This window comes from Bacillus cereus group sp. BfR-BA-01330 (assembly GCF_022663885.1).
GTDB lineage: Bacteria > Bacillota > Bacilli > Bacillales > Bacillaceae_G > Bacillus_A > Bacillus_A cereus.
On sequence record NZ_JAKUGK010000006.1, the window covers coordinates 128,197 to 148,906 of the forward strand.

Genomic DNA, 20,710 nt, shown 5'->3' on the forward strand with positions numbered 1-20,710 from the left:
ATGACCTCCCTATGATGTGTATATTCTATACTTTAGATTACCATTAATAAACGTAAAAACTCGAGCATTTTCATTGTGCTCAAGTTTTCATTTACGTCTTTAATTTATACTATAAATTGTCCAAGATAAATATGTAGCAAATGTAGCCCATAAAAAATATGGGATTAGCAACCATGCCGATACTTTAGATAAATTGGAAGAAAACATAATGAGAAGTAACGTAGTAATAGTGACTAATAAACAATCTACTGTTGCTAAAAACAAATTCTTTTGGCTAAATTGAAAGTAGCTGAACGCTTGATTGAATATATAATTTAAAAGGAATAAAAACCAAAATGTTTTTGGCTTGAATCCATAGTTGTTGTAAATAATTGCAACTGATAATGCAATAAGTCCAAATAATACAGCCCATATCATTCCGATTGTCATACCAGATGGTGTCCAAGACGGCTTTTCTAACGCATCATACCAAGTACGATCAATAGGGAATAAAACACTAGAAACATAAAACAAACCATATGTTAGTAAAAATACTATAATACTAGATTTTTTCATAAACATTCTCCTTTTTACTAGAAGACTATAGAAACTTTATATGATTAGTATGTCCTTGTAATGGATAAAATTCTAATATTAAAATTCAAAATACATATTGTTTAACCTATTTCATACAAATTCTTTCATACTTTTATATGCACAAAGGGCTCTCTCCCGTGCTGCCTTATGATCAACAATCGGAAAAGGATATGTATCCCCAAGTTTTATATTGGATTTTTGTAAAATATGCTCAGGTGCTTCCAAAGGCTTATGTATATATTTGTTTGGGATATCTCTTAATTCTGGTACCCATCTTCTTATATACTCTCCATTTTTATCAAACTTTTCTCCTTGTGTGATTGGGTTAAAAATACGAAAGTACGGTGATGCATCTGCTCCACTTCCAGCAACCCATTGCCATCCCATTGTATTATTTGCAATATCAGCATCTAGTAGTGTATCCATAAACCATTTTGCTCCTTCTTGCCACGGAATTAACAAATGCTTTACAAGAAAAGAGGCTACAGCCATTCTTGCCCGGTTATGCATAAAACCTGTTTGCCATAGTTCTCGCATTCCCGCATCAATAAACGGATAACCCGTTTTCCCCTTTTGCCATACTCTTAATAACTCCTCTTCCTTATCCCACGGGAAATTTTCAAAGCTCTTATTAAGAGGTTTATATACTGTAAATGGATAATGATATAGTAAATAATAAGAAAACTCTCGCCAAATTAATTGACGTATAAAGCTATTAACTTGTTTTTCAAAAAGACTACATTGTCTTTCGGTACTTTTATTTATTAAGTAATGAAACATTAGCTTTACTGATATTTGACCAAATGAAAGATACGGTGCCAACATCGAATGGACATTTTGACCTGGAAAATCTCTTCCTTCACTATAAGAGACTAATTTACTAGAGAAAAATTTCTTGAATGTTTTATATGCCCCTTCTTCTGTCGGATCCCATATTACTTCCATATGAGATGTCCACGGTATAGTCGGCAACAATTGTAATTCTGAAACAGATAAGCTTGCTGGTAAAGAGTTTCCCCACTTTATACTCTGCACTCTGCTAAAAGGTTTAGGTATTACCTGCTTTTGAAATGCATTGTAAAAAGGCGTAAACACCTTATATTCAGTGTTATCTTTCTTTTTAATAATCCACGGTTCTAATAATAAATGCGAATTAAATTCTTTACAGATAATACCTTTATCCTCTAACATCATTTTCATTTTTTGATTAGATTGTAATCTGTCCGGATCATAACAAATATTCCAATATACAGCCGTTATATCTAATTGCTCTATGAGAGAAAGTATTTCTTCCTCCGTACGTCCTTTACGAATTATTAAAGTAGAGCCCAATGCCTCAAGTTGCTTCTTTACATCTATTACAGCATGGTGCAACCACCACTTTGACGCACTTCCTATTGAAAAAGTTTCATCTTGTATATATACAGGAAGAACCTCACCAGACTGAACAGCCTCAAATAGAGCTGGGTTATCATATAAACGAAAATCTTTTTGAAACATAACAATAATTTTATTTTGCATGGCTATCCTTTCTAATTCTTAAAGCACAATTCATTCTTTATTAGAACAAATACTTCTGTTATTTTTAAATGATTATAAGAATCATTTTTTGTAATTGCAAACAAACTCTTCTATCTTTAATGGATTTTTCCAACTCTTAATAAAGATAAAAATATAATGCACTTTGTACTTATCTTAAACTCTTATAAAATAAAAAAGAAAATGGAGAGAAAGATGAAAAAACAATTTTATAAACAATCAAACTTAAATACATCTATAGATTCAACAATCCTGTGGACTTTTCAAAACCAAAATGCCATAAATACACTTTTGAATGAAGGTAAGCTTATAGCCGATCCTATTTTGTTAGTAAAGAAGATTGCACAGCATATAAATACATTGTAAGACACATGAAACAGAAAGGTATTGAATTTATTATAGATTTACCCATTTGGGCATGGCATTCATGCAATGGTTACCAAAAGAAGCCTACTTATGAGACTGCAAGAGAATTACTATCAGATATTCAATTAGAGAAAGAAATATACCTCATCGAATTCACATGTCCTAATTTTTTATTCATGTTAACAAACTATAGCGGATGGTGCGACATTTATTTTAAACTTACTGGCAATCCTAAAGCAAGTGTAACAAATGATGAAGAAAAATACTTATTTAATCTTTACCCTACCATTGAGGAAGAATGGGAATATCATCATATCCAAGCAACTCTACCCTACCTAAAAAAAGAATGGATTATACAAATAACTGAACTTAGTAAAATGAATGGATTTAACAAATAATATTGTTTATGAATGCTTTATTTAAGCATTCATAAACATAACAAATAGTCACATGAAACTAATACATTTAAAATAGCTTTTTTATAATGGAATCCTAAATATGCTCCTTACTACTATGATTTTGTATACATGCAGTTTACTCATTTAGTTTTGGTCTAGTTTGTAAATATAAATTCAAATCTGGACTTGAACCGTTAATAATTATATCTCGAACAATTTTAGAAAGTACCATACTATAAACTAATCCATTATCTCCATACGCATAGATAAAGTGACAATTTGGAAACTCTTCATACATTCCAATTATAGGTAAACCATCATGAGTACCACCATAAAAAGCACTTAAATAAAATTCAGGTTCAACTGTTATATTGGGAAAGAGCTTATTAAATTCATTTACTAATTTCTCTTTTTTATGGATTAATTTTGAATCTCTTTCTTGAGCAATGTTTGTATCTTCATCTAACCCACCTATAATAATCCTGTTATCTGCAGTAGTTCTCATATAAATATATGGTCTCGCAGTTTCCCAAATGAGAGTACGTTTATACCAAGAAGATAAATCTTCTACAGGATTAGTAACAACTGCATATGAGCTAATCAGTGTAGCGTTCTTTTCCTTTTTAAATTCCAACCCTTCATATCCTGCAGCCACAATTACTTTATTGGCAGTAATAGAATTGCCCCCCTTTGTATAAAAGATAGCACATTCTTTCTCTAACTTTTTGCCAACAATCTCTGTATCTTCATAAATTTGAACTCCTTTATTAGCAGCTTGTTCTAATAAACTATGTGTAAATTTATAAGGATTTATTTCACCATCATTATACGTATAAATAGCTGCACGTTTTTTAAATGGATATCTCTGTCCAATTTGTTTTTCTGATAACCAAGCCGCTTTAAAATCATGCTTATGTAAATAATACAGTTCCTTTTCTAATTTCTTTATATCCTCTTCATAACTTGCATAATATAAGCTGTCACGTCGTTTAAAGTCAGAGCAATAAGGCAAGTTTTGATCAGCATATTCAATATCATTAATAGCTTGTTCACATAATTTCATATGCTTAACTGCATACTCTTCCCCAAATGTATTTACCAGTTCAAAAAACATCTTATCACCTAAATATTGAATAAGTGCTGTATTTGTAAGGTTACTTCCATGTCCTACCTTTCTTTTATCAACGATAACAATATTTAAATCTGATTCACTCAAATAGTATGCTGATTGAGCACCCGAACTTCCTGCTCCTATTATTAGTACGTCACATTTTATATCTTCGTCCAAACGAGGATAAGAAGGTGTATTAGAAAAAGTCGTGTTCCAATATAATTTCCCTTTCTGTAAATCCATTTTAATTGCACCGTCCTAAATAAAATAGTTATATCCCCATCGGTATCTCCAAATCATTCTTACTATATACTTCTTATCAAAATTATCTTGCTATCATGAATAAAGGTTTTCATAAACCTAAAAGCCTTGTCTTAAAAATTTTTTTCGAAAAAACGTCAAATAATTTTTTATTTTTATTATAAAAAGAGCAAAAGATCTCCATTTATAGAAGATTTCTTTTACTCTTTTTAAAGGAAACAACTCCAAATATTTAACATATTATAGTATCTACCAAATAAAAGTTGCTTATCTATCGATAACTTACACATAAGAATGCATTTGTTTCACTACTTTATTAACAGAAACTTTAACAACCGTTTCTTTTTCCCCTGTTCTATCAATCTTGAAACCATGAACTTTAACATCAGACGGTACTAGTGGATGATGACAAATCATATCTATACTCTTCTCAATATTTTCACTAACATTTTCTTTTCCACTTAGCCATTCATCAAGGCTACCACTTGAAAATTCAGGCATGCAATTTTCAAAGAGATAGTCTAGTTCCCTGTTATTTTTTATGGAATCACGTTGAATTTGTAGATTAACTACATCAGTTTCTTTATCCTCTATTCCTACAACAAAAATTTCTTCAACATTTTCTTGATAAATAGCAATAATAATAGATCTCATTATATCTCCATAAGGATGTACAATTACAGAATCGTAGCTGTGTATAGTCAACATGTTTTCTTGTTGAATGTTAGTTACTTGTTGGATAATAGGCTCTATTTCATGTTTAATGTCTGTTAACAATAAAACTTTTTTATTCTTTGAATTCATATGGAGCACTCCTTCTTCATTATTGTATTTATGAAACTTTTAAGCTAGTAACAATAGTTGATAATTCATTACATGATTGTTACCAGTTTTTCCAGTGTCCCTCTGGATCAACACTTGCAAGTCTAACCCATCCATTTTGAACTTTTTCTCGAAATGTGAAATCATTATTTAGCAAACGTTCTATATATTGACTAGGCGCTTGAATTACAATTAGTAAACGAAGTGGTGAATGATACGTCTCACTATCTGACTGCATAACGGATTGCCAAGGTAAGCCTGGCAACAAATCACTTGCATTTCCCTGCATAACACCTAGACCCGCGGTTACAGTTTGGGTTGTTTTGTTTCCACTACCATAATAATGAGGAGCTACAGTTGAAGCGTAATATTGTAGATTTATCCACTGAGCTACTGTTCCTGGTCCTGCAATAATGTTAGCTAATATATCGCCACTTTCATCCTGTTTCCAATCATAATTATGAAGGAAAGCCCTACCTTCTAAGTCACAATCCTGAGTTAATTCTCGTTGCCCGATAATAAAAGATGCATTACGAGCTAATCCCCATTCTGGACGTATTTCACTCCAATCTTCTGCAAATCGATGTGCCTCTTTACTCGCATTTTTTATTTTCGTTTTAAAATTTGGTAATTGCGTTAAACGCTCTCTATTTGCATGTTGGCTCACATTTGGCATAATCGATTCGATACAATCAAATGCTTCTTGCGCAGTTTCCGAAAGTTCTGGGACGTAAATCCATTCCAATTCGTCCACTGTTGTTTTATGTTCAGCTGCTGCAAAAATGGTATCCTCAGGAATTTTAATACCTTCCGCAAACAACGCCTCTCTCACTTCTGGGAGATTACATAAAGTAGCAAAAACTCTTGCATTGAATCCTCCTGCTGCTCCGCCACAAGCACCACACTCAAGTGCTGCAGCATAAGGATTGTTCGTACTTTGACTACTATGTCCGCACATTACAACTAAAGGAGCAAATTTTTCTGTCAGTCCCACCATTTTTAAAGCTTGACGCACATAGTTCACTTTTTCTTCTTTCGTAAAACCGATAGGTATCTCGCCCTTTGTGTCATGAACATGATTAAGCGAGAATGTTGTATCAGGTTTTTGTAACATAGTTTTACGAAGGTTACGAATGAAACCACCAACTCCTCTTGGGACAAAGCTTCTTGTCACCATCTGTAGACCAAGTAAAGGACCACTTAACTCAGGTAGCGCCATACTTGTCAGTACGTTCTGTTTCATCGTTTTAAACGTATAACGTACCGAACTGCCTACCCTCTTACGTTGCTCATAAGATTTAAGTTCATTTTCATTTGTGAGCTCTTTTATTTGATGTTTCGGTTTGAGTATAACTGGCAAAGAAGGATGGTTGTTATTACTACCTAGTTCACTAGTTGCAATTGGTAACCCAAAGAAACCAGCTATTCCAAATGTTTCAAACGGACCTAATTTTTCAAGGTGGCGACGAAACGGTTCTGAACGTACATCAATACAGAATGCTAATTGAGCTAATACACGCTTTTTATCATTGGTTGCACGTTGTGTAGAAGCAATCTTCTCCCTTAATTGCTCTGCATGCGTTTGTTCCCAAGCTTCCAGCCAAAGTTTCTTGCGAATATTTTCATCAAAACGATAAGCGAATACTAATAATTCACTTTGTTCAGTAGCAGGCATTTGTAACCATTCCCGTGTTGAAATATTCCCCCAATAAATCCAAGAAGCTATAAGTGGGACGATCGAAACTTTTTTCTCAACCTTTTGATTTTTTAAAGGTAAATAAGGTTTTACAATAGCCAGCTCCATAGAAATTCGAACTGCTAAATATTCTATGAGAAGTTCCTGTTCCTGAATTGATTGTTGTGAGCGCCATCGTATCATTCCTGCCCACCCAGGCAAAGAAAGTAAGTGCCCTTCAAGGTAAGATTGTATGTTAGATTCAGAAATTCCTAGTTCAGATAATGCTCTCGCTAAAGCTACTTCGGCATCTTGTGGCCAATTTTTTAAAACTTTACGCTCATTTTTACTGAGCGCTGGATCAAATTTAATAAGGTGTTGCCATGCGCGATAAAAACCTTTCTCTCGATTTGGCATCGTCCAATTTGATCCGGATTCATCAAGATATAATTTACACCATTTAATGATATGATAATTAAGAACATCAGATAGGTTTTCACTATTTTGACTCTCTATAAGCGAACTTATTGGCTGCATAACAGAGGCTTGCATACTTGCTGTATTTATATAATTCATTTCTTCTGCCAATTTATTTACTTCTGGCGATGATAATAGACTAGAAGGTAATTTTTCTAACTTTAAAGCTGCTTGGCAAAATCGCTCTGCTTTCTCTCGCGGAATATGAAAAGATTGTGAATCCAGCCAACGAGACAAACTCATTTGTAAAAATGATTCCTCAATCTCACCTTTCGCTTTTGCCAAATGAATCATGGAGGCACTAGGATAAATATCCACATTACGAGCTTCTTTTAACCAATTTGCGACTTGTTCAAATGATTGCTTTTCAAGTCCCATCCAAGGGTGGTGAGCTGCAAACGTAGAGATAGGCCAAAGTGGCGCAATAACTCGGCTAGCAGATGCAACTAAATCATTTATATTATTTTCTTGCATATCAATGTTTGTATCTTTCTTTAATATTGACGGTATGCTCATCACGAATTACCTCCCTTTGATACATGATGTTTCAGATAGCTTGGGTGACTTTCTACTGACTTTCGTCTCGCCTCACCTACTCGAACTAACCAAAGATAAAGTACAGCGAATAAAGTAGAAGATTGGTGACGAGTAACGAAAGTACTAATAACACTACTAAATAGTAAAATACATATAACAAAGATAACGGCTGGAGCTGAAGGTTGAACACTTTGATAAATATCAGTATGCAACCATTTATAAAGAGAATTATGAACGGTAAAGTAAATGAGAGAAAATCCAATCAAAACAATTACGCCAGCAATTCGTCCCATTCTTCCCTCTCCAAAAACAACAAGCTGTTTCCATGAAAAGTATAGTGACCAGCCTAAGATTAACGCACTAACTAGTTGATACCCCTCTCCAGAAGTCATAAACCAGAAAGTAATTGCTATAAATAATCCTAAAACACGCCCAACTATAATCCATAAATTGGACATCTTTTCATTAGACTGATTCACTACCCCAAAACGTTGCACGGAAGAACCAGCTTGTAAAAATAGTGTAGCTTTAAACAAACCATGTAAAATTAAATGAATAATAGCCGCTAAATAGGCGCCTAATGCACATTGAATAAGCATAAATCCCATTTGTGCAATAGTTGAACCTACTAGCTGACGTTTATAATCAACTTGGACTAAACTAATTCCTGTACCTATTAAGATAGAAATACTAGAGAAAATTAGTAAAATTATTTGTGCAATATCATCATGAAAAAGAGGTGAAAATCTAGTTAACATGATACCACCAGCATTTACTAAACCCGCATGCATAATAGCTGAAACAGGAGTTGGAGCAACAGCAGACTCAATTAACCATCTTTGAAAAGGCCATTGTGCTGCTGGAATCATCACCGCTAATATAATTAATAAGTTAATTCCTGTTCTCTCCAATGTTCCATGTAGCACTACATTTTCATTCGTTAAAACTGATGTTAACTGCCACTGTCCTGTTACTTGAAAAAGCCAAATGATAGCTGATAGTAAGGCAATCCAACTTATTGTAAATAGGTAGCCAGAGATTTTAGTTGCTTCACTAACTACTTTCCACCCTTTATTTAGCCCTATAAGTAGAACCAATCCTATAAGCGTTGCTCCCCAACAAATGAGCATTAAGCGAAGATCATCACTTAACCATGCAACCGAAGATACACCTGTAGTAAATGTAAAAAGTGCAAAGTATTTTCGATATGAGCGATCTCCCATTAAATAACGTACAGAGAAACGCTGAATGATTAAACCAATTGTAAGAACAAAGAAAGCCATTAACCAAGCTAAAGTATCTAGATGCCAAGGCCCCACAACTCTATCTCCATTGTTATTAACAAGTGCGAGTAAAGAAACCAATGAAGGTAAAGCAGCGATACCAATATGGATATGAACAAAACGTAAAGGTATCCTTGCATTTAAAAACAATAATCCACTTAGCCAAGAAGCACTAAGCGCCATAAAAAATAAAGTTAACAGTGTTGATGAACTCAGCGAAATTAACATGTTAAATACTCCCTTCTAAGCGAAAATAGCCTATAAAAATTCCTTTTCATTACGATAGTTTTTTTAATTTCAATTTTCATTCACTCTTTTTAGTACATCGTTTTTTCCCATAAAAAAAACCGACAACTTCCATAATTCAATGATTTTATATCATCATTGAATTATGGAGATTGTCGGTTTCACTTCAACTAACTTCAATAAAGTTTTTTGAAGAGCTCCCATTTTATAGAGGATAGTAATGTATGTATTACTCCTATTAAAAATAACAGTATATCTCTGATCTCCTAGATTATGCAATCAATATATCAATTTATGTTATGCGCTATCTTTCAATTAAGAAACTTTTTCATTTAGTCAATATTACATATTAAAAAAATGCTAAAGCCTTAATTATAGCAAACAGTTAAAATAAGCATCTATTAATTTTTTAAAACAATTATAAGATAAACTATATTAAGCAGTTTGTCAATTTATTTATCAGTTTTTTTGAGCGTTATTCCAATTAAAATTCAGTATACGTAAATAATTTCAAGTTATTAATTATTATCATGTTAATAAATTTAAATAAAGCGCAAAACTTTTAGGTTTCTTAATTATCTCCCACTAACCCTACAGTGGTTTTAATTTTCAAAATTTTTCCTCAAGATTATGAAACAATTTAAAAATCATTACTCGTTCACCAGTACGGGAGCTTATATCCGTATGAAAACTTTTCACTTTTTCTCCAGTTAATTCTAGTATAATCTCTTTCAAATCTTCAATTCCAGATTCAACTAGCTCCGAACGATTTTTCTTTATCGTTAGCATACCGTCTTTTGTTTCGCAAACCGTATATTCAGCCGGCGTTAAAATACCTTGTAAATTTACGATAATCATATCCCGTAATATATCTGTCTTAACGGATATAGACCCGCGTCCTAGGTAGTCCTTTTCCCAGTGAGTAATTGCTTTGCTTATCTCTGATTCAATAGAGCCTTTTGAGTTTTTCATCTTTGTATCCTCCTTCAATAAAATGTAATTACATTTATAATTACAATAACAATATAATAATCTGGATTGATTTTATTTTCAATTATTGAGAAGAATTTATAGGAATCGTTGTCATGTATCCTTTAGTATTAAGGTGAATTTTTATATTGTAATATACATTTTTTGATTATCCCCCGACAAAATACTCTTACTATAAAGAGTCTGTTGCATAGATTTCAAAAAGGACATTCCGGAGAAAATAAGAAATCGACTTTTGGCTTAGTTATTGATTTAGTAATGGAAAACACCTTTTTAAAATAATTATGTTTATACTATAGACGTTGATCTTTCTGGAAGTTTAGTTGAAAATGATCCGCTTCATTGTATACCCCGAATTCATATCCTTTTTCCTTATAAAATTTAATAATTTCCGGAAGCGCTTGTAATGTCTGTAGTTTTTCATGCATTAGAACTACTTCCATATCTTCTGTTGTTGTACGCTTTACATTTTCTATAATTTGCTGTGGGTTACCTTTTAATTTCCAATCATTTGAATCTATCGTCCAATCCCAAACTTTTATTCCTGCTTCTACAATTTTGTTACGAATGTCCTGCCCCTTTAATCCTGGTGCAGATCCATATGGCGGACGAACTAATTTAGGAGTTGTACCCGTAATATTATGAATAAGAGCTAACGTTTCTTTCATCTCCGTTACAAATTGTCCTTTTTTGTATAGCTTATCACTATTATGTGTCATACTATGTGCACCAATATAATGCCCTTCTTTTACTGCTCGCTTTACGTTTTCCTGAAAACCTGTATTTTGTAAATTGCTACCTTGCATAAAAAATGTCGAGGCGACATTTTGCTCTTTTAGTACATCTAAAAATTTCCCAGTTAGTTCGCTAGGACCATCATCGAATGTTAAATAAACAACCTTTCCCACCGGTTTTCCATCAGGTCTTTTCTGTTTTGCTGGTGGTGTTTCTTTTTTATTTTCTTGTTGTTGCGTGTTAACTTGATTACTACTTTCGTTAGCTATTCCCTTCGCTGGGATAGAGTTCCATTTTCCTATTAAAAAGAAGGTGAAAAAGGTCGTGGCTAAAACAACTCCTAGAGATATTATTACCTTAGTTAGTCGACTTGTTTTTTTCTTACTTTGTGATTCTTTCATTATTTTTCGATCCTTTCCCTATTAATTTTTATATTCATTATTTATACAGCTGAGCATTAACTCCAGCTGATGTTTACAATAAATAGATTAATAGATGAAGGTGAAGATAAAATGCAGATAATGTCGAATTTAGTTAAAGAATAACGTATGGCATCCACTCTTTAAAAAAATATTTGTTTCTCTACTACAGTTAAATTTAAAAACTGGATATACATCCAAAATAAAAGATACTACTCTTTCTAAACAATATTTTCATATCAAGATAACAACATGCTGGTATAAAGATAAAATACAAAGATAGCCGTACTATTGAAATTCTATTATAATTTTGTAATTGGAATTCATTTGAACCAAATGAAGAACTAGAAGAAATATTATTATGTGGAGGTGCCCCGATGAACCTTGTAATTAGAGAGTTAGAAACAAATGATTTAGATAATCTCCCGGAGATTGATGACAGTTTTATAGTGAATGCTCGGTTAATTCTTTCTCTTTCCAATGGAAATAAACGTATAGAATATACAGTAGAAGACGTTCCGAGTTATGAAAAAAGTTATTTACAAAATCAAGATGATAATGAAGAACTGGCTTACAATGAATATATAAATAAACCTAATCAAGTCATTTACATAGCACTGTTACATAACCAAATCATTGGATTAATGGTATTGAAAAAGAATTGGAACCACTATGCTTACATAGAAGATATAACGGTAGATAAAAAATATCGTACACTCGGAGTTGGTAAAAGATTAGTTGATCAAGCAAAGCAGTGGGCAAAAAAAGGCAATATGCCAGGTATCATGCTTGAAACGCAAAATAATAATGTCGCAGCATGTAAGTTCTATGAAAAATGCGGATTTGTAATTGGTGGGTGTGATTTTCTTGTTTATAAAGGTTTGGATATTGAAAATGATGAAGTTGCAATTTATTGGTATTTGCATTTCAAATGAAACTGTTTTTAACATTAAACAAAGTCAAAATAAAAACCCCAATCTCTCTATATTAAAATTGAGAAACTGGGGTTAAGTTATTTAACCATATTTTTTATTTAAAACAAATAACTAATTAATAATCCTGCTGATAATAAGAAGCCAAAAATCGTATTTGTCATCGCTGTTGATTTCATTGCGATGCGCATATACCCAGGATCCTTTGCCCCTTTTTGGAAACTTTGAATCGCAGAAATTGGCTTTCTCAAACCTAGGAACATAACTAATGCCCAAGGGCTTATATAACCCATTAATACAATTACGGCAATCCATAAATACGCAATGAAAAAGGCTACCGCTAGTGTTACCACAGCTTTCTCTCTCCCAAGGAGGATTACTAATGTCTTTCTTCCACCTTTAATATCTTCTTCGATATCTCTGATGTTATTCGACATATTGATTGCACCGACTAAAATTCCAATTGGAATGGAAATCAATACACTTTCAATCGTTATCGTATTCGTTTGAATAAAGAAAGCAATGAGTACAAAACATGTCCCCATTAACAACCCAGAAACTAATTCTCCAAACGGGGTGTACGCAATTGGTAGTGGACCACCTGTATATAAATAGCCAACTGCCATCCCAATTAAACCAATAACCACTAACCACCAACTACTATTCATACAAATATAAATGCCAATAAAAGCTGCTACGACATATAATAAAAGCGCAACTGTTAACACATTTTTTGGCTTCAATCCATGACGGACAATTCCGCCACCGATGCCAACGGATTCAGCGGTATCTAATCCACGTTTGAAATCATAGTACTCATTAAATAAGTTCGTTGCTATTTGCAGCGCTAAACATGCAAGCATCATCGCAATAAATAAAAGCCAATCAATTTTGGCAACATAAAGTGATGCCACTGTCCCTAAAATTACAGGAGAAAACGTCGCCGTTAATGTATGTGGGCGCGTCATCTTCCATATTAATTTAGCGGAACTAATTTCCTTTTCATTCCCCATAACTCTGTTCAATCTCCCTACATTTTAAGTATAAATTACTAGCAGTATCTTTCTATCTATTTCCTGCCACGCATCCATTCATTATAGCAATAAATGATTATCCTTTCTAACAAATCAACTTTTAATAAAGTAAAATTTATAAAATGAAACTTTACCATCTTCACATAATATTCTGTATTACTCCTAAGAGTGGTTTTAAAGCGATGCGATAAGTAAATGAAATACATAATAAAAAAGAGCCAATCTCCAACACAATAGAAGATTGGCTCTTTCCTTTATTTATTCCCCAATTTCAGAAAATCGTTTTATACGTTCACCAATTTCATCACGAACACGTTGAAATTCAGACCATTCTTTTCCTGCCGGGTCATCAAATCCCCAGTGAACACGATTTACGTGCGAAGGTGTCGAAGGACAAACAGAATCCGCATGACTACAAAGCGTAACGACTAAATCAGCATTATTTAAAATGTTTGCATCAATTATATCTGATGTTTGATTTGTTATATAGATATTCACTTCATTCATTGCTTTAATTGCGTTTGGATTCACTCCGTGTGCTTCGATTCCTGCAGAATATACATTCCACTTATCTCCTAAATATTGTTTGCCCCATGCTTCTGCCATTTGGCTTCTGCATGAATTTCCTGTACATAAGAAATAGATTGTCTTTTTATTTTCCATGTTGTTTTCCGCCTTTGTTTTTAAATTATACTGGTTGGTCATTAAAATATTTACGCTTAAACCAAAAAGCGACGTTTACAAGTGCAATCATGACAGGGACTTCAACTAACGGTCCGATAACAGCTGCGAATGCTGCGCCTGAATGAATACCAAACACACCAACCGCTACAGCAATCGCTAACTCAAAGTTATTACTACCTGCTGTAAATGCTAACGTTGTAGTCACCGAATAGTTTGCACCAATGTTTCTTCCCATAAAGAAAGAAACAAAAAACATTACAATAAAATAGATTAATAACGGAATCGCTATTCTTACCACATCTAATGGTACGCTAACAATCATCTCCCCTTTTAAAGAGAACATAATGATGATCGTAAATAGCAATGCAAGTAATGTAAGTGGACTAATTTTCGGTATAAACACCTTTTCATACCACTGTCTTCCTTTTAACTTAACGAGTACAAAGCGTGTCAACATACCTGCTATAAAAGGAATTCCTAAATAGATACATACTGATTTTGCTACTTCTATCATTGTAATATCGACAATAGCACCTTCAATCCCTAACCATTCTGGAATTACAGTTACAAATACGTATGCATAAACTGAGAAAAAGAGCATTTGGAATACCGAATTAAAAGCAACTAAACCTGCCGCATACTCTTTATCTCCATCGGCAAGATCGTTCCAAACAATGACCATTGCAATACAGCGTGCTAACCCAATCATAATGAGACCAACCATGTATTCTGGTTTATCAGGAAGAAAAATAATTGCTAACACAAACATAAGTACCGGACCAATAATCCAGTTTTGTACTAAAGATAGAACTAACACTTTTACATCTTTAAATACTCGGCCCATTTCCTCATAGCGAACTTTCGCTAATGGTGGATACATCATTACAATTAAACCAACAGCAAGTGGAATAGACGTCGTTCCAACCTGTAATGTATTTAGTCCGTCTACTACACTAGGAAACACAAACCCTAAACCAATCCCAACAGCCATTGCTAGAAAGATCCATAGTGTTAAATATCGGTCTAGAAAGGATAAACGTTTCATTTTATTTTCCAGCTCCTATTAACAACAAGAATTTTTTTCTACTACGGTAGGAGTCGTACAACAAGATGGATCTTCTATTTTATGAACATCACTATCTGCTTTTGTATAAAAGAACTCCCACTCATTACCATCGGGATCCGTTAGCCAAAACTTATCTTGTACTGCATAGCAACAAGTCGTATCCATCTCATCACGCGCGAAGAAACCTTCTTTTTCTAATCGTTCTTTATGCAATGTAATTTCTTCAGCTGTATCCACTTGGAAACCAAAATGATTTACCTGATTTCCCTTCACTTCATCTCGCACGTTCAGCGTGAAATTAAGTCCTGGCGTCTCTAATAAAAATTTTGCATAATCTGTTTTCACTTTAACTGGTGATACACCAAATACCTTTTCATAAAATTCAATAGACTTCTCTAAATTCGTAACGTTTATACCGATGTGAACATATCTCATACCTTATTCCTCCTCTTTATATATCATTAATCAATTTTTTTTGATTAATAACTCAAAATTTTAACAGCAACTACCTTTCCCTGTTTTTCTAAAGATACAGCACAATTCTTCTGATAATAAATTATTCACTTCCGCATCATTTAAATCATAATAACTCCACGTACCTTTTGTTTCTTTTACAATTAAACCCGCATCTAATAAAATCTTTAAATGATAGGACAACTTAGATTGCGTCATTTCAAAAACTTCTGTTAAATCACATACACACGTCTGGCCCCGCTGGCAAAGTTCATACATGATTTCTAAACGTTTTTGATCAGCCAACGCTTTAAACTTTTTCTCATAGAGCTGAAAATCTTGTACCACTGTAGTTCACTTCCCTTCATCAACTTTTTTTGATATTTATAGTATATACGCTAGTGAGTTCATTATGCAACTTATTAATCAAGTTTTTTTGATTTAGAAAAACTACGGTTCTTTTTACAACTTAATAGTTACAACATTTCCGAGAAATGGAGTCTCTATAACTATTTTAAATTTTAATTTGATCATTATAGAGTAGTGCCCCATCACCCTCAATCTAAGAAAAACAAATACCCCAAAATGAGAAAAATCGATATAACTCTTTCGCAAATAAAGATAACTCTTGTTTTTGGTACATATTCATAAAAAGCACGTCACCCTTTCTCATTAACATAAGAGAATAGTAACGTGCTTTTAATTTCAAAAATAGTCTAAGATGGTTGTGGGACGGGACCCCCATAAGAACGTTATCTAAGATTGTATGAGAGGTGTTAGTTCCATTCCAATGGCCTCAGCCGGCGATTAACTCAAATACCGATTTCGGATGACCCCCATGTGATGAAGCTCGTGTCCTGCGACGCCGTACGCGAGGGCGCGCGCCGTAATGCTTAGGTTGTTGGCTGTGCCCTTACGATTCCATGCCTCCGCCGGTAGCCCGCGCAGCAATGTAACCGTTGATTGCCGTACGGCCCGGTAGTCTTCGGCCAATTGCGCGGTTGTCCAGCTTCCGAAAGGAGGTATGAACAATTCCTGATCGAAACCAGTCAGAGGTGTCTGGTCCCCTCTTGCGAACCGGAGCAGGCGGTAGGTCATGACGCGTTCCGCGTCTGCAATGTGGCCCACGACTTCTTTCAGCGTCCATTTCCCTTCCGCATACCGATATGCGGCCTGGCTTTCGGTCAACGATGCCAGGAGCTCGGTCATTTGCTTTTCCTGGGCGAGCAGAATGTCGATGATGTTACCGTCCGGCACCAAACGGATATATTCGCCGGAGCTTCCGGCGTATTCTTCTTCTGACGGTCTTTGATTCATGCGTAGTCACCTCATTATGTAGATATAGAAAATTATAGCACTCGTCTATGTCTAATAAATTCGCGAAATAATAGAACTTTCCTTCTAATAATTGAGGATAAGCAACTATTTAGTTGGTCGGTCTCCACACTATCCTGATTCGTTAGCACAATAAGCAATTCTAATCAATAATGCATAAAAATTAGAAGTTATACAATATTTCAAAGTTATTAATATATATTGAGTTATTCCGAAACATATATTAATACATTTTGTCGAAACTATTAAAAAGGGAGAATTTCTCTAGCTGGAGAATTAATAATTGTGTTACCAATATGTAAAAATCTCAATTTAAAATTAAAGGAGAATAAAATGGGACAAATAATTGTATCGATGTACCTCTCACTAGATGGTGTCATGGAGGAACCAGCTTGGACTGCTCCATATTTCAATGAAGAAGTAGCAAAGTTTCAATCCGATTTACTGTTTGAAAGTGAAGCGCTTCTACTAGGGCGAGTAACCTATCAAGGTTTTGCAGCTGCCTGGCCTTCTATGACTGATGAAGAGGGTTTTGCTGATAAAATGAACAGCATGCCTAAATTTGTTGCTTCAACAACTTTGGAAGAAACCGAATGGAATGCAAACCTTATCAAGGGGAATATTGTAGAAGAAATATCGAAACTGAAGGAACAGCCCGGTCAGAACCTTTTAATTTATGGTAGTGGTGAGCTTATACAGACATTGATGCAACACGACCTCATTGATGAATATCATTTTATGGTCAATCCTGTTATCGTGGGAAGCGGAAAGCATCTCTTTAAAACCGGAAACGATACAAAGGCTTTAAAACTGATCGAAACAAGAACGACTGGTTCAGGTGTCGTTATTCTTTCCTATCAGCCGGAGAAAAAAGAATAATTATTGATAAATTATATAAAAAAAGATTGACTCTTTCAGATCAGGAAAAGTTAAAAATAACTTCCAATAACGAGAATAATGTAAATAAGCTGTCCATGTAGACAGCTTATCGTTTTTTTGCTTAGCGTGCAAAATTCGCGTCTTGTTCGCGGGACTCCAAACAGTATGATTTTATTTCAAAGACACAACGATCTTACTACACACTTTTTATTTATCCCACACTCTCATTTGCTAGTATTACTATTTTTTATTACTAATGTTGCCGTTTCACTCGGGTGGCTAAGAGGAAAATGATGGCCATATGGAACAAAATCAACCTTACCAAGATGCGATGGAGCAGAATAGGCTCTGTCATAATCCCCCCAAATAATGTGAAGATTATACTTTGTTACTTCATTGAAATCACCTTGATCGTTTTTCAGTAGTAAACTGTTAAGCTGAACCGTAGTATTTAAAATTCTAGGAGAAGTAAAACTTTTACTTATCTTTTCAATATAATGTTCAGGGATGCTCTCCGTACTTTCAAACAAACCATTACTTAATAAATAACGCCCTATCAAATTAGTAGTTGCTAATTTTAATGTCCATTTGTTCATAACTTGAGGAACATTTAGCGATTTAGCATTTTTTTTAGCAACAGGTGGCTGAAGTAAAGTGATTGAATACTTCTTATCTATGTACTCTTGTACCAATGCTTCCAGAAGAATAAACGCACCGAATGAATGTCCAATTAGATGCGCACCATTCGTAGCTTTCTCCAATAACTTTTTCACTACATTCAAATAGATATTTAGAAGATTTTTCTCTTGTTTAAAAGGAGACCGTCCCAAACCTGGAAGATCCAAGATCCATACAGGTTGACCAGTTTTTTCATGAAGCTCTTGTGCTAAAGGAAATAAATCCTCTCCATCACTCAATAAACCATGTAATAAAATAAACGGTTTACCCTTTCCTTGTAATTGGTAAAGGGTAGTGTTATCGCATAATATTCGTTTAAATAAATGATTATGCCGGCCATTTTGATACATTATTCGATAATCCAGATCAGCTACTACGGCAGGGAAAAATTTCATTACACTCGTCTTCTTAAACCAATCTCCTCCCATAATTTTTTTCGCTGAAACATTTGAAAATTTTTGTTTTGTAATAAAATTCAGTCCATCAGAAGGAATTTTTGTTATTTTACTTCCTCCACTATTCATAATTGCTTTCATAAATGGCATTGGAACAGAGATTTTTGGTGCCCTCATATTCATACTTTCCGACATAATACTTAATAATTCAGCAATGTTTTGATCGTGCTGTTTGTCTTCAACAAGTGTATATGTTTGAATAGTCGGTTGCTCCAATCTGAAAACCTGCACAATAAACTTCGCAAGCTCATCGTTTGAAATAAGTGGTAACCTATATCCCTTACCTCCAGGAATCACTGGCATGAGCCCTCTTCGCATACTCATCACAAGCAAACCTAATCCTGCTATCTGCTCTGTACTCCCTGTTTTACTACTACCGACTACAGTTGGCGGATTAATTACAGAAAGCGGATAACCTACTGCTGATGCCTGCTGACGGATATAAAGATCTGCTAAAAATTTTGTTCTCTCATATGGATTTTTTATTTTCAAATAATTGTTTCCTTCTTTAAACACATCAATTGCAATCTTGCTATTTTTATCATCAAAGGGACTCATATAACCTACAACATGAATAAATTGTTGCAAACCCTTCAATTGATGAATACTTTTAGCTAATTCACTAATATGTTTGGCGCCATTTAAAAATACGGAAGCTGCCTCTTTACTTGTCGCTTGAATATCCATGGGGCCTCCTGCATGAATAATCACATCCGTTTTCAATACCCTCTCCTTATCTTCAGCACTTAGACCTAAATCTATTTTCGTCAAATCACCTTCAATAAAGTGCATAACTTCCTTTTTTAAGATGCCTCTTTCTTGAAAAAGGCGTGTTACTTTATTTTTCGACCTCACTAAAAGAAGAATTTTAACATCCTCTTTGGCTAATTCTTTTACTAATTGTTTTCCAATAAAGCCTGTTCCACCAGTTAAAAATACTGTTCTCATATAAAATCCCCCTTTTAGTACTACTTAGTACTAATTTGATGTAAAAAAAATGCTTCTTTTATCGAAGCAATTTTAAAAAATGATCTGCTGTTTTCGTGATTACAGTTGCATCCTTCAATGTTTCTGAAATAAATAACGCTCCTTCAAGATTTGTAATAAAAAGTGATGCAACCTCATCAATATTAATCGTATTTCTGAATTCTCCATTCTCTACCCCTTGTTTAAGTAATAGAGAAACTTTCTTTTGTAATCCTGTAAAAAAAAGACCTATTTTTTCTTTTATTTGCGTGGCCTGTTTAGGACTTTGAATATAAAGAGTAATAAATGGACAGCTCCCCTTATACTCCCTCGACTGAACTCCTTGTGATAATTGCTTTAAAAACAGTTGGATACGATCTTCAACTAAAAATTGGTTCTGAGAAAGTATGTCATCAATTGCAGATTGATACATTTCAATCCAATAATCAACGACCCCTTCTAATAATACTTCCTTATTAGAAAAGTGATAATACACATTAGACTTTGAAACTTTGCTTACACGTACTAATTCATCCATACTTGTATAAGCAAACCCTTTTTCTAAAAATAATGTTGCAGCTACTTCAATCACACGTTTTTGATTCATTAATTTTACCTTTGTCATAACTAGAACTATATAGTACTAATTTAAACATTGCAAGTATTTATGTTAATTTTTAAAAAAGTTTGATTAAAAAAGTTCCACTAACATTGATTTTACTGCAAAAAAATCTTATTTTGAATAAAGTTGAACTGGACCCCGAAATTGTTAATTCACTATCGTCTAATAGAG

At 33.9% G+C, this 20,710-nt stretch carries 18 protein-coding genes and 1 pseudogene; 3 read left to right on the forward strand and 16 right to left on the reverse strand.

All coding sequences use genetic code 11. From position 1 onward, the window contains the following. Positions 1–99: 99 nt before the first annotated feature. Positions 100–555 (reverse strand): TspO/MBR family protein, encoded by a 456-nt coding sequence (locus MR112_RS18035; RefSeq protein ID WP_242245181.1) that lies wholly within the window; start codon positions 553–555, stop codon positions 100–102. Between the two features lie 111 nt (positions 556–666). Further along, on the reverse strand, positions 667–2,097 hold the full coding sequence (locus MR112_RS18040) for a cryptochrome/photolyase family protein (protein ID WP_078186637.1): 1,431 nt from the start codon (positions 2,095–2,097) through the stop codon (positions 667–669). A 213-nt stretch (positions 2,098–2,310) separates the two neighbouring features. Between MR112_RS18040 and MR112_RS18045 the strand changes: the two are divergent. Further along, a pseudogene (locus MR112_RS18045) lies at positions 2,311–2,879 on the forward strand (DUF3841 domain-containing protein). A 136-nt stretch (positions 2,880–3,015) separates the two neighbouring features. On the opposite strand, the gene MR112_RS18050 reads toward MR112_RS18045, so the two are convergent. The 6 genes from MR112_RS18050 to MR112_RS18075 form a co-directional block, all read right to left on the reverse strand. Then, on the reverse strand, positions 3,016–4,233 hold the full coding sequence (locus MR112_RS18050; RefSeq protein WP_078186638.1) for an NAD(P)/FAD-dependent oxidoreductase: 1,218 nt from the start codon (positions 4,231–4,233) through the stop codon (positions 3,016–3,018). 300 nt (positions 4,234–4,533) lie between these two features. After that, positions 4,534–5,055: a carbonic anhydrase gene (locus MR112_RS18055; protein ID WP_001086255.1), complete on the reverse strand. Its 522-nt coding sequence runs from the start codon at positions 5,053–5,055 to the stop codon at positions 4,534–4,536. 79 nt (positions 5,056–5,134) lie between these two features. Next, positions 5,135–7,741 carry a DUF2309 domain-containing protein gene (locus tag MR112_RS18060; RefSeq protein ID WP_174766983.1) on the reverse strand — a complete coding sequence of 869 codons (2,607 nt, stop codon included), beginning with the start codon at positions 7,739–7,741 and terminating at the stop codon, positions 5,135–5,137. Continuing rightward, positions 7,741–9,273, reverse strand: coding sequence for an NADH dehydrogenase subunit 5 (locus MR112_RS18065; RefSeq protein ID WP_078186640.1), 1,533 nt, complete (start codon positions 9,271–9,273; stop codon positions 7,741–7,743). The genes MR112_RS18060 and MR112_RS18065 overlap by 1 nt, the downstream gene beginning before the upstream one ends. Positions 9,274–9,900: 627 nt before the next feature. Next, the gene (locus tag MR112_RS18070) at positions 9,901–10,263 is read right to left on the reverse strand and encodes a Na-translocating system protein MpsC family protein (RefSeq protein ID WP_000798162.1); all 363 of its coding nucleotides are present in this window, start codon (positions 10,261–10,263) and stop codon (positions 9,901–9,903) included. A gap of 311 nt (positions 10,264–10,574) precedes the next feature. Continuing rightward, positions 10,575–11,417: a polysaccharide deacetylase family protein gene (locus MR112_RS18075; protein ID WP_242245182.1), complete on the reverse strand. Its 843-nt coding sequence runs from the start codon at positions 11,415–11,417 to the stop codon at positions 10,575–10,577. Positions 11,418–11,812: 395 nt separating this feature from the next. Here MR112_RS18075 and satA point away from each other — a divergent pair, with 395 nt between their 5' ends. Beyond that, positions 11,813–12,370 carry a streptothricin N-acetyltransferase SatA gene (gene satA, locus MR112_RS18080; protein ID WP_078186642.1) on the forward strand — a complete coding sequence of 186 codons (558 nt, stop codon included), beginning with the start codon at positions 11,813–11,815 and terminating at the stop codon, positions 12,368–12,370. A 98-nt stretch (positions 12,371–12,468) separates the two neighbouring features. Here satA and menA read toward each other — a convergent pair whose 3' ends face one another. From menA to MR112_RS18110, 6 genes are all read right to left on the reverse strand, one after another. Continuing rightward, positions 12,469–13,380, reverse strand: a complete 912-nt coding sequence (gene menA, locus MR112_RS18085) for a 1,4-dihydroxy-2-naphthoate polyprenyltransferase (RefSeq protein WP_074555250.1) — start codon at positions 13,378–13,380, stop codon at positions 12,469–12,471. A 279-nt stretch (positions 13,381–13,659) separates the two neighbouring features. Further along, positions 13,660–14,064, reverse strand: coding sequence for an arsenate reductase (thioredoxin) (gene arsC, locus MR112_RS18090; protein ID WP_074555253.1), 405 nt, complete (start codon positions 14,062–14,064; stop codon positions 13,660–13,662). A 25-nt stretch (positions 14,065–14,089) separates the two neighbouring features. Then, positions 14,090–15,130 (reverse strand): ACR3 family arsenite efflux transporter, encoded by a 1,041-nt coding sequence (arsB, locus tag MR112_RS18095; protein WP_074555256.1) that lies wholly within the window; start codon positions 15,128–15,130, stop codon positions 14,090–14,092. Positions 15,131–15,148: 18 nt separating this feature from the next. Further along, positions 15,149–15,586 (reverse strand): ArsI/CadI family heavy metal resistance metalloenzyme, encoded by a 438-nt coding sequence (locus tag MR112_RS18100; protein WP_074555258.1) that lies wholly within the window; start codon positions 15,584–15,586, stop codon positions 15,149–15,151. Positions 15,587–15,646: 60 nt separating this feature from the next. After that, entirely contained in the window at positions 15,647–15,952 is a 306-nt protein-coding gene (gene arsR, locus MR112_RS18105; protein ID WP_002182884.1) for an arsenical resistance operon transcriptional regulator ArsR, read from the reverse strand. 459 nt (positions 15,953–16,411) lie between these two features. Then, positions 16,412–16,921, reverse strand: a complete 510-nt coding sequence (locus MR112_RS18110) for a DinB family protein (RefSeq protein WP_242245183.1) — start codon at positions 16,919–16,921, stop codon at positions 16,412–16,414. A gap of 351 nt (positions 16,922–17,272) precedes the next feature. Between MR112_RS18110 and MR112_RS18115 the strand changes: the two genes are divergently transcribed. Continuing rightward, complete coding sequence (locus tag MR112_RS18115; RefSeq protein WP_075717170.1) at positions 17,273–17,818, forward strand: dihydrofolate reductase family protein; 546 nt, start codon at positions 17,273–17,275, stop codon at positions 17,816–17,818. Positions 17,819–18,042: 224 nt separating this feature from the next. Here the strand turns inward: MR112_RS18115 and MR112_RS18120 are convergent, their stop codons facing one another. Then, the gene (locus MR112_RS18120) at positions 18,043–19,899 is read right to left on the reverse strand and encodes an alpha/beta fold hydrolase (protein ID WP_078186643.1); all 1,857 of its coding nucleotides are present in this window, start codon (positions 19,897–19,899) and stop codon (positions 18,043–18,045) included. 58 nt (positions 19,900–19,957) lie between these two features. After that, positions 19,958–20,524 carry a TetR/AcrR family transcriptional regulator gene (locus tag MR112_RS18125; RefSeq protein WP_001072312.1) on the reverse strand — a complete coding sequence of 189 codons (567 nt, stop codon included), beginning with the start codon at positions 20,522–20,524 and terminating at the stop codon, positions 19,958–19,960. Between the last annotated feature and the right edge of the window lie 186 nt (positions 20,525–20,710).